The 11,071-nt window shown below is 40.0% G+C and carries 3 protein-coding genes and 4 pseudogenes; 2 read left to right on the forward strand and 5 right to left on the reverse strand.

Features of this window, described 5'->3' with window-relative positions:
* Positions 1-1,623: ABC transporter ATP-binding protein (locus tag AC075J_RS00005; protein WP_476389810.1), on the forward strand; the 1,623-nt coding region annotated here is incomplete at its 5' end.
* Positions 1,624-1,709: 86 nt separating this feature from the next.
* Here the strand turns inward: AC075J_RS00005 and AC075J_RS00010 are convergent.
* From AC075J_RS00010 to AC075J_RS00030, 5 genes and pseudogenes are all read right to left on the reverse strand, one after another.
* Positions 1,710-3,498, reverse strand: a pseudogene (locus AC075J_RS00010) (aminopeptidase P family protein).
* Positions 3,495-4,343, reverse strand: coding sequence for an ATP-dependent sacrificial sulfur transferase LarE (larE, locus tag AC075J_RS00015; RefSeq protein ID WP_022379901.1), 849 nt, complete (start codon positions 4,341-4,343; stop codon positions 3,495-3,497). Before larE ends, AC075J_RS00010 begins: the two are co-directional and overlap by 4 nt.
* A 469-nt stretch (positions 4,344-4,812) precedes the next feature.
* Positions 4,813-5,613 carry a helix-turn-helix transcriptional regulator gene (locus tag AC075J_RS00020; RefSeq protein WP_055060005.1) on the reverse strand — a complete coding sequence of 267 codons (801 nt, stop codon included), beginning with the start codon at positions 5,611-5,613 and terminating at the stop codon, positions 4,813-4,815.
* Between the two features lie 352 nt (positions 5,614-5,965).
* Positions 5,966-7,362: pseudogene (locus tag AC075J_RS00025) on the reverse strand (MFS transporter).
* A 165-nt stretch (positions 7,363-7,527) separates the two neighbouring features.
* Positions 7,528-10,568 (reverse strand): annotated as a pseudogene (locus AC075J_RS00030) (glycoside hydrolase family 2 TIM barrel-domain containing protein).
* Between the two features lie 202 nt (positions 10,569-10,770).
* Here AC075J_RS00030 and AC075J_RS00035 point away from each other — a divergent pair.
* A pseudogene (locus AC075J_RS00035) lies at positions 10,771-11,071 on the forward strand (AraC family ligand binding domain-containing protein); the annotation flags it as partial.

Below are 11,071 nucleotides of genomic sequence, written 5' to 3' on the forward strand. Positions count from 1 at the left end.
CCAATCCTATTCGGAAATGCCATTGATCAGGTCGTTGCCCAACATCAGGTAAACTTCGAAATGATGTGGTATTACCTGTCACGTATCCTTGTAATGGTCATCCTCTCTTCTGCTGCCACGTGGCTTATGAATGTGATCAATAACCGCATGACCTACCAGACAGTAAAGGATATCCGTGCCAAAGCCATCCGACACATTCAGGTACTTCCCCTCTCTTACCTTGACGGACACAGTACCGGAGATATCATCAGCCGCATCATCGCAGATACAGATATTCTGTCCGATGGTATGCTGCTTGGATTTACCCAGCTTTTCTCAGGAATCGTAACTATTATAGGGACTTTGATCTTTATGTTTTCCAAAAATGTCTGGATTACATTTGATGGTCACTGTTCTGACTCCTTTCACAGCTTCCTGGTAGCCAAATTTATTTCTTCCCATACCTTCCAGATGTTCCGGAAGCAAAGCGATGCCAGAGGACGTCAGACTGCTCTCATCGAAGAGATGATTGGAAACCAGAAGGTTGTTCAGGCTTTTGGATATGAGGAAAAATCTTCTGAACGCTTTGCAAAGGTTAACGAAGAATTACAGGAATGCGGTCTGAAGGCTGTTTTTTACAGCAGCCTGACAAACCCTTCCACCCGTTTTGTCAATAATATTATTTATGCCTGTGTTGCACTGGTGGGTGCATTCATTATCCCTGGAGGCAGACTGACAGTCGGAGGACTTTCCGTACTTCTCTCCTATGCCAACCAGTATATGAAACCATTCAATGATATCAGTTCCGTTGTTACAGAACTTCAGAATGCTCTTGCCTGTGCAGGCAGAATCTTTGATCTGCTGGAGGAGGAACCGGAAGTTGCAGAGGCTTCTGAGACACTGAAAGATGTAAAGGGTGAAGTAGATATTAAGAATGTGTGCTTCCATTATGATGAATCAAAGAAACTGATTGAGGACTTTAATCTCCATGTAAAACCAGGTATGCGCATTGCCATTGTAGGACCTACCGGATGCGGTAAGTCAACCTTTATCAACCTTCTGATGAGATTCTATGATGTAAATTCCGGATCTATTTCCGTTGACGGCAAACCGATCAGAGACATTACCCGCCATTCTCTCAGAAGCAGCTATGGTATGGTGCTTCAGGAAACATGGATCAAAAACGGAACTGTCCGCGACAATATCTCGATTGGAAAACCGGAAGCTTCAGATACTGAAATCATCGAAGCAGCCAAGCTTACCCACAGTTGGGAATTTATCCGGAGGCTTCCTAAAGGACTGGACACCATGCTCAACGAAGACAGCTTAAGCCAGGGACAGAAACAGCTGCTGTGTATCACACGAGTTATGCTCTGTCTGCCTCCGATGCTGATCCTGGATGAAGCCACTTCCAGTATTGATACACGAACAGAATTACAAATTCAGGAAGCGTTTGAACGAATGATGGAGGGAAGAACAAGCTTTATCGTAGCTCACAGGCTTTCAACCATCCGAAATGCAGATCTGATTCTTGTTATGAAAGACGGAAGTATCATTGAGCAGGGTACTCATGATGAGCTGATTGCAAAAGGTGGATTTTACCATACTTTATATAACAGCCAGTTTGCAAAAGTTTCTGAATAAAACAAACCAGATAATAAATCAAAAAGGAACAGCTGTCCATCACGGCTGTTCCTCTTTTTGATTTTGTAAAATGTTTTTTATTTTTATCAGATTGCCCGGGTAGCATCTTTCAGCCATTCTTTTTCTTCTTCGTTCAAATACGGAGAAATCTTCTCATATACCTGTGCATGGTAATCATTGAGAAGGTTACGTTCTCGGACACTCATCAGTTCCGGCACCACTCCATCCAGATCAAAAGGTACCATAGTCAGAAATTCAAAGCACATAAACTGACCATACTCTGTTTTTTCAGCTTTTTTGCAGACCATCAGATTTTCATGACGGATTCCAAATCCATCCTCTCTGTAATATCCCGGCTCATCAGAGGTGATCATTCCCTCCTCCAGCACTGCATTTCCACCCGGAACAATTTTCCATCGGAAGCTATTGGGTCCTTCATGGACATTCAGAAGATATCCTACTCCATGACCGGTTCCATGTTTAAAATCCTCTCCCATTTCCCACAGCGGCTGTCTCGCCAGAATATCCAGATTTACACCGGTACAGCCATGAAGAAATCTGGCAGCTCCCAGATTCAGAGTTCCCCGCAAAACTGCTGTGAAGTACTTTTTCTCTTCCTCAGTAGTCGGCCCCATGACAACAGTACGGGTAATATCAGTAGTTCCCTCTTTATAATGTCCTCCTGTATCTGCCAGAAGAAAGCCGGATGGTTCCAGAGGAATATCCGTTTCGGGTGTTGCAAAATAATGTACAATAGCAGCATGCTTTCCATAGGCAATAATCGGATCAAAACTGTTATCTATGAAATCCTCCTGTTCCGAACGGAATTCATACAGCTTTTCTGCTGCACTTAATTCTGTGATCGGAATCCTTCCAACATTCTTCTTTAACCAGTATATGAACTTTGTAACTGCAACTCCGTCTCTGATATGCGCAATGCGTTCATTTTCGACCTCAACAGGATTCTTCGTTGCCTTGGGAAGAAGTGTAAGATTTTCTTCATCCAGAATCCGGGTGTCTGCCGGAATATTGCTAACCAGACGACTGTTGACTTTCTTTTTGCAGAGAAGAACTTTTTTGTCCTTTTTAAATGTTTTCACATACTCATAGATACTGTCGTAGGGAAAAAGGGTCACACCATCTTTTTCCAGAGCTTCCAGTACATCTGTCTGAAAGGCTTTCTCATTTGCAAAAAGTCTGATCTCTGTTTTTGTCATTACCCAGATAAGAAAGAACCACCGGACAGCAGTGGATATCTCCCCCACGTATATTTAACAGCCAGGCAATATCATCCAGAGAGGTCAGTACAAATAAATCTGCACCCTTTTTCTCCATTGCTTTGCAGATTCTTGCGCATTTATCAGCTCTGGATTCTCCTGCCCATTTTATATCCAGCTCTGTAACCGGTTCACAGGAAAGTGCCGGGCGGTTTTCCCATATATCGCCTGCCAGATCATGATCAACACTGAGAGACACACCGTTTTCATCCAGCATTTTCTCTAATTCTGCTGCCTCTTTTGCACTGACAGTACGTCCGTCAAATCCCAGACACCTTCCCTGTGTCAGATTTTTTTTCAGAAATTCATGAACTGTGGGAACTTCCGGTTCACCCATTTTAAATAAAGTAATTCCTGTTCCCTCCAGCTGATCTGCAGCCTGGATAAAATAACGTCCATCCGTCCATAATCCTGCCATATCCTGCATGATCACCGCAGTACCTGCAGAACCGGTAAATCCTGTGATATATTTTCTGCATTTGAAATATTCACCTACATATTCCGAACCATGGAAATCATCTGTAGGGATCAGATATGCATCAATTCCTGTTTCTTTCATGCGTGCACGAAGTGCTGTTATTCTCTCTTTTACTGTCATTCGTTTTTACCCTTAAGGCTGCTATCTGCAGTCGTTTTATCATTTTCGCCAAGTGTTTCGTTCATACTTCCCATACGATATCCCAGAATATCCATGGTCACATAAGTGAATCCATACTCCTTAAATTTCTTTGCAATATCCTCTCGGACATTTTTTTCCAGAAGTTTCGGAAATTCCTCCGGCATGATCTCAATTCTTGCAAGTGAACCGTGAATACGGACACGTACCTGATGGAATCCATAGTCAAGTAAAAGCTGCTCTGCTTTCTCAACCATTCCAAGCTTTTCCTCACTGATGGTCTCTCCATAGACAAACCTGGAGGACAGACAGGCAAATGACTGTTTGTCCCAAGTCGGAAGCCCCAGTTCCTTTGAGTATTCTCTGATCTCCGCTTTCGTCAGCTTCGCCTCACGTAGCGGGCTCTTAACTCCAAGTTCTTTTACGGCGATCAGACCTGGTCTGTAATCGCCGTTATCATCCATATTTGATCCCTCTGCAATATATTCAATCCCATTCTTTTTTGCAATATCGCCAATCTTCTCAAACAGTTCTTTTTTACATAAATAACATCTGTTCGGAGGATTCTTTGAAAATCCTTCAATCTCCAATTCCTCAGACTGGCAGATCACATGCTGAATCCCCTCTTTCTCGCAGAATGCCTTCGCTTCATTCAGCTCTCTTTTCGGGAAAGAACAGGATTGAGCCGTAATCGCAATCGCCTTATCACCCAGCACATCATGAGCTACTTTTAATAAGAATGTAGAATCCACTCCACTTGAGAAAGCAACTGCTACACTGCCAAGTCCCTTCAGATATTCTTTTAAATGTTCCAGTTTATTTTCCATATCAGTCTGCCTCTTGTCCGTTTTTTATTGTACCTGTAGCACTCCTCGTAAATAATGTATATTGATCCGGCTTAACAGAGCGTGAAAGTTGAACTTTCTCAAATGTATTATTTAACAGGGTGCTATAGCTTCATTATAATATAGGCAACGACTGTTCAGCAACCTATTTTTCGCATTGCGAAATGTGTTACTGAAAATAGAACGAACAATATTGATTTATGTTTCTTGTATCTTTTCTAACGCTTCCCCGACTTCTGTTACTTCTTTAAATAGTTTCTAAAGTAACAGCCTCTCTTAACTTCTTTATTTACAGTTTGTCTACTTCTTTTTCTGAAGCAGTTCTCCGTTTGTTTCTTCTCCATTCATACATGACATAATAATTAACCACTACCCCATATTATAAATAACACCCAGAGATACTTATTTCAGACTGATAATCAGATTTTTATTGAATTTATTAATCTATATGTTATGACAACATATCTTTCAGACATGTACTCCGGTAGTCACTCGGTGATATTTTATATCTTTCTTTAAATACTCGGTTAAATGTTCTCTGACTTTCAAATCCACTATCCAGACAAATGTTTGTAATAGAATCACTCGTATTTTCCAAACGATGGCATGCATAGTTCAGCCTTGCATCGTTAAGATATTGATTAAAGTTTCTATGGAATGTTTTGGAAAAGAGTCTGGATAAAACATATTTGCTCACCCCCAGATCTTTTGCCATCTCTTCCAGAGAAAACTTCTTCTTAAAATTTGCTGATATATAGGAAACTGTCTGGTAAATAAGATCGTTGCTCCCCACATTACTCTTTTCTACCAAATTTAATTTTCCTATGCAGCGTGCCAACACAATTTGAAGATATGCCTGTGCAACAGTAATATCCGACTGTTCTGTCTCTAAAATTGCATTTATAACCCTATATACCTCCGGTTCAACCTTTTCCTCTTTGATGATTGGGTATTCAGGAGCCATGGATTGCATGATATCTGCAAATTTGGCTATCGTAAATGGCGATGCAATCAGATAAGTCGCTTTATTTACACCGGGTGTCAGTACCTGATAGTGATGAATAACATCTGGAAATACAAAGCCTATATCTCCTTTTTCCATATGGTATAGTTCCTGTCCGACACCAAATTCTAATGCTCCACTTGTTACACAAACGATCTCCAGTGCATTATGAAGATGTGGTTCAATATGTTTTGACTTCCTATTTATTGCTATGATCTCCTCTTTTGTGTCAACATATTTTAACTGCATGAAATACTCCCCCTTTGCAACATTTGTCTATATCTTCTTTCGATTTGGCAAGCAATCCTTTTACACCTATCTTATAATCAACTTGTAAATAAGGAAAGGAGGAATTGCAAATGAGCAACCTAAAAAAATATCTGAATGACCTTTTAGTATTCTACACTGAATATTTTGAGCATCCTTACCATGTATAAATACTAAAAGGACTATTTTGTGAAAACTGAATATTTTCTTAAGGCCATTTCACAAAAATGAAGTGGTCCTTTTTTATTTTCAAAATACAGTTCAATCACTTTATATATAGAAAAAAGCACTGTCTCATCGAGCAATGACCAGACAACGCTTTCTCCTGTCAATTCTAATTTATGTCCGATGCATCTGTTACTTCATCCGCAGCAATTTCTTTTTCTGCTTTCAGTTTTTTATTTGCATCTTCTACATTCATTCTTGAAAGTACAAACATAATCAATACATCAAAGATTAACGGAAGCCAAAGATACATAAACTGCATCATATCAAGTGCAGACTGCGGCTGAGTTGCATTTGTTCCGACATATCCACTGAACTCAAGCATCCATCCAACAACAGCGGTTCCAATACCTCCACCGATTTTTACGCCAAGAGAAGTACAAGAGTACATCGTTCCGTCAATTCTCTTTCCCTGTGTAAGATAAGTGTATTCAGAGCAGGATGCGATAACTGCATTCATATCTCCCTGCCATGGTCCCTGACCTAGGGCTGCAAGAGCTGTAAACGCCATCATCAGCGGAACACTGCCCATATATCCAGCAATAACAACAAGTGCTCTACCAATGACTGCTAAAACATAACCTCTTAAGTTCAGTTTGTACATACCTTTCCACTTACCAACTAAGGTTGGTGTAAAAATTAAGGCAATGATCAGTGGAATATTAACTGCCATGCAAATTGTCCAAACAAATTCTTATTTTTCAGTACCCATGTCATGTAATAAATGCCAGCTCCAATCATGGCACCATATAACTGCTGTAAAATATATGTTCCACAAATCATCATGTAATATTTGTTTTTAACAAGAAGCTTGAATGCCTGTGCCGTTCCGTTACTTTTCATTATCATCCTTTACTTCTCCTTCGTTAAGTTCTTCCTCAGGAAGTTCCTTAACAGAAAGTGCTGAAATCGTATTTATGACAAGACCAATGATTGCATAGATAATAGCAACCGTTCTCCATGCCGCAGCATCTCCACCACATTTATCTACAAATCCAACTGTAATCGCCTGAATCAGAAGACTTGTTGAAAACGCAAAAATAAAACGGTAGATATCCCATCTGCACACGCTCTTCTTTGCTGTTCTTTGTAATCAGTGACGTAAGTGCTGAGTAAGCAATATTGTTTGCTGTATAAAACACACCATTTAACAGTGTATAAGAGACAAAGAACCATGCGCATTTAGCCGTTGTTCCAAAGCTGACTGGCATTGGAAAGCAGCAGACCAGCGTAATGGCACAACCAATGTATCCGTATCACATCCATGGCTTCGCTTTTCCCATTTTACTGTGTATTGTCGATCATTAATCCAAAAAATATATCCGTAAAACCATCAAATAGTTTTGATACGGCAATCAGGGTACCTACGACACCTGCAGCAAGTCCTACTGAGTCCGTCAGATAGACCATCATGAAAGATGTCAGGAAGGCATAGACTACATTACCTGCAATATCACCTGATCCATATCCAATTTTGTTATACCATTTCAAATACTTTTTCTTCATCGAATTTCTTTGCTCCTCATCTTCATCGCACTTAGAATCTCAATATGTCTAACCGTATGATGTCTAATTATATTTTTTTCTCTGTTTTGCCTGATTGCTCTGTATATCCGGACTTTACATAACAATCAGACTCTCTTTCCTTGTTACGGGTTACATGAAACTTTATTATCCCTTTACATACGGTATCAGCGTAAACTGGAACCGGAATAATACATCATCAAATCGGTACTGATCCAATACAACTGGACCACAACTATTAGAACCAATGCCATTTAATGCGTAGTCAACGCAAAATACTACACTATCTGATTCTGTCAGTTCATAATTATGCGTTTTCTTCTCAAGTTCTTCCTGTGTATAATAAGAAGCATTGAATGAGAAGGCATTTTCCGCAGATACCACAATTCCATATCGGCTGTTGTTAAGCTCTACATATTCACAATCATAATGGCTTCCATTTTCCTGTGGGCGAATATAATCCTCATGCAAATCATCTACATTTGCATGATACAAACTCGTCGGCTCGCAGCCTGATGTTTGTCACAATAGCTTTCCTGTGGTCCCATTCCAAAGTATCGTGCAGCTGAAAGTTTTTTATCCAGGAACATCCTCACACCAAATCTTGGCAGGTCCGGAAATTCATCATCTTTTGTTACTGCAATATCTGCATCAATCTTTCCAGCAGCTTCTATTTTCCATGTGATCGTCACATCAAGAATCTTCTGTACTGTCTCTGCCACAACGGATGCATGGCTTGTAATTTTCACACCATGCTTTCCCTGCACGACCTCTGTCGTGTAAGCTCTTGTATAAGCTTTATCATAATGAGCTTTCTTCCATTCAGACTTGATGTACATATCATTATCTGTTGGTGCCCTCCAGATATTTAATTCCATCGGGTGGTTCAGATATTCCCGACCTGCAAATTTCATCTCTGTAAAAAGTGCAGTCCGTCGGTCGATTGTATATGCGAATTCGCGGCCTTTGATATGAATCTGGGTATCATCTTCACTCACCTGTAATTCAGAATCCGTCACTGTTTTTTCAACCCATTTTTCTGCTAACTGGCATTTGGCATCCTTCTGGCTTACTTCAATCTCATCAAATCCAAGGATATAATCCTCTTCCAGCAGAGGCATTTCTTTTTTCAGGTGGTAAGTGAGTTTTAAATAACATTTTCCATTTTCCGGAACGTTGACCTGCAGGTTTGTTTTTCCTTCACTATGTGGTGCCACAGAAAACTCCGGAAGTATGCCTTTGCTGATCACAAGACCATCCTGTGTCAGCTCATAACTAATCTTCACATAATCTTTCAAGTCATCAAAATCCATGTAGTTATGAAGCACCAGTTCTCCGCTTTCTTTGTTATAGGAAATAACTCTTGCCGGGCGATAAACATTCTTGTATTCCAAAAGTCCTGTATGTACCGTTCTGTCCGGATATACTAATCCATCCATACAGAAGTTGCCATCATGAATTTCTTCGCCATGGTCGCCCCCATAAGCATATATAGTCTTTCCATTCTCAGCAGTTCCATGAGCAATCGCATGGTCACACCATTCCCAGACAAAGCCGCCGCACATTTTATCATTATCCTGAATCATCTGGAAGTAATCTTCAAAATCTCCAGGTCCGTTTCCCATGCTGTGACAGTACTCTACCAAAAGGAAGGGTTTGCTTCCATCTTTATCCAGATATTCCTGAATTTCGGAAAGCGCTGGGTACATCCGGCTGTACACATCCAGATTGCTGTAATCATATGTTTCATCATAATTACGGTATCTTGCACTCTCATATTGTGTGATACGGTCTGGATCAAAATTCTTTGTCCATTCCAGTGCTTTTTCAAAGTTGCAGCCATAAGCACTCTCATTTCCCATTGACCACATAACAATACAGAAACGGTTTTTGTCACGTTCCACCATGAGTTTTACGCGATCAACGATTGCCTCTTCCCATACCGGATCATCTGCAATCTTCTCATTCCATCGTTTGAACCGATTGTAATCGGTGTCTTCTTTTCTGTAGATCATAAATGGACCATGAGCTTCAATATCTGCTTCATCTATTACCATGAATCCATACTTGTCACACATTTCATAGAAAAATGGTGCGTTCGGATAGTGGCTGGAACGGATCGCATTAAAATTATGCTGCTTCATTAACGTAAGATCGGTTGTAATCTGTTCCAGATTGATTGTAAATCCAGTAACCGGATCGGAATCATGTCGATTGACACCACGGAATTTAATCTTCTGTCCATTTAGGTAAATGACCTGGTCTTTAATCTCTATCTTTCTTAATGCAATGTGATCTACAATTACTTCATTCTCTGTTTCAAGAATCAGTTTATATAGATATGGATTTTCTGTATTCCAAAGTTCCGGACTTGCGATTTCTAATACAGCTGTTCCTTCTTCAGCAATACTTCCTAGTGCTACAACTGCTCCGTTTCTATCTTCAATCGAAATTTTTACATTTAATGGAGAGTAGAATTTCATTTCAATTTCTACTTTCGCAAGCATATCCTCAATTCTTGTTTTAATATGATAATCACTGATTGCCTGTTTTGGGCGTTTCAAAATGTACACATCCCGGAAAATACCACTCATACGGAATTTGTCCTGATCTTCCAAATAGGAACCATCACACCACTTCATGACCAGAACCGCTATGCTGTTCTCTCCGTCCCGAAGGAGGTCGGTGATATCAAACTCACTGGTCATATGAGAAACCTGGCTATACCCTACATAAGAGCCATTGATCCATACATAAAAGCAACTGTCTACTCCTTCAAAATTCAAGAAAGCTTTTGGTGCATTTTCATCTTTGTGATAAACAAAGGTATGTGCATATGTTCCACATGGAATATCCTGTGGTACATACGGTGGATCAAATGGGAACGGATACCTGATGTTTGTATACTGATGTGTATCATATCCTGCCATCTGCCATACACTCGGAACCTGAATCTCATCAAAATTTTCTGTATCATAATCTTTCTCAAAGAAGGGTTCCTGAACATCATAGATACTGTTAAAATACTGGAACTTCCAAGTTCCGTTCAATAACTGCATTCGGTCTGACTCTTCCCTGTGCTCCACCAGGTTATCCATTCTTTTGGATGCCGGAATAAAATAGGCTCTGGCTGGCATTGTATTTTCATGCAGTACGCTTAAATCCTCATAATAACGTGGTACAATCATAAATAACTCTCCTTTAATACATATACATTTTTTTGCACTTTGTTTTTCCACAGCAAACCTTGTCTTTTACTTTTATGTTTACGCTTCTCTGTTTTGCTATATATATCTTATCCTAATCTGCAAAACATGTCTATGGATTGGATTAGACAAAATATGCACTAAATGATACAATAACAAAAAAAAGGAAAAGAGGTGCTACCATATGTATATGAATACCGGTTATTTAAACCACTCCCATATGGATTTCAAAGACAAAAGTCTCCCACTGGTTGTAGGAAGTTGCGGTACTTACCGCCTTTCCAGCCATCCAAAGTTACCAACCTACCGTCTCAAGGGGACGCCTGGATTATCAGATTATCTATATCACTGCTGGTTGTGGGCATTTTCATTTTGACAATGTGGATAACGAAACGATTGTCCCCGCCGGTAATATTGTACTGTACAGACCGAAGGAACTTCAGAAATATGAATATTATGGAAAAGATAAGACAGAAGTATACTGG

The organism is Blautia sp. ZXY-1-C6 (assembly GCF_056339875.1).

Bases quoted from the DNA above. Each gene is read 5' to 3' on its own strand.
- larE (WP_022379901.1), bottom strand. From the start codon at position 4,343: ATGGAAAATAAACTGGAACATTTAAAAGAATATCTGAAGGGACTTGGC.
- AC075J_RS00020 (WP_055060005.1), bottom strand. From the start codon at position 5,613: ATGCAGTTAAAATATGTTGACACAAAAGAGGAGATCATAGCAATAAAT.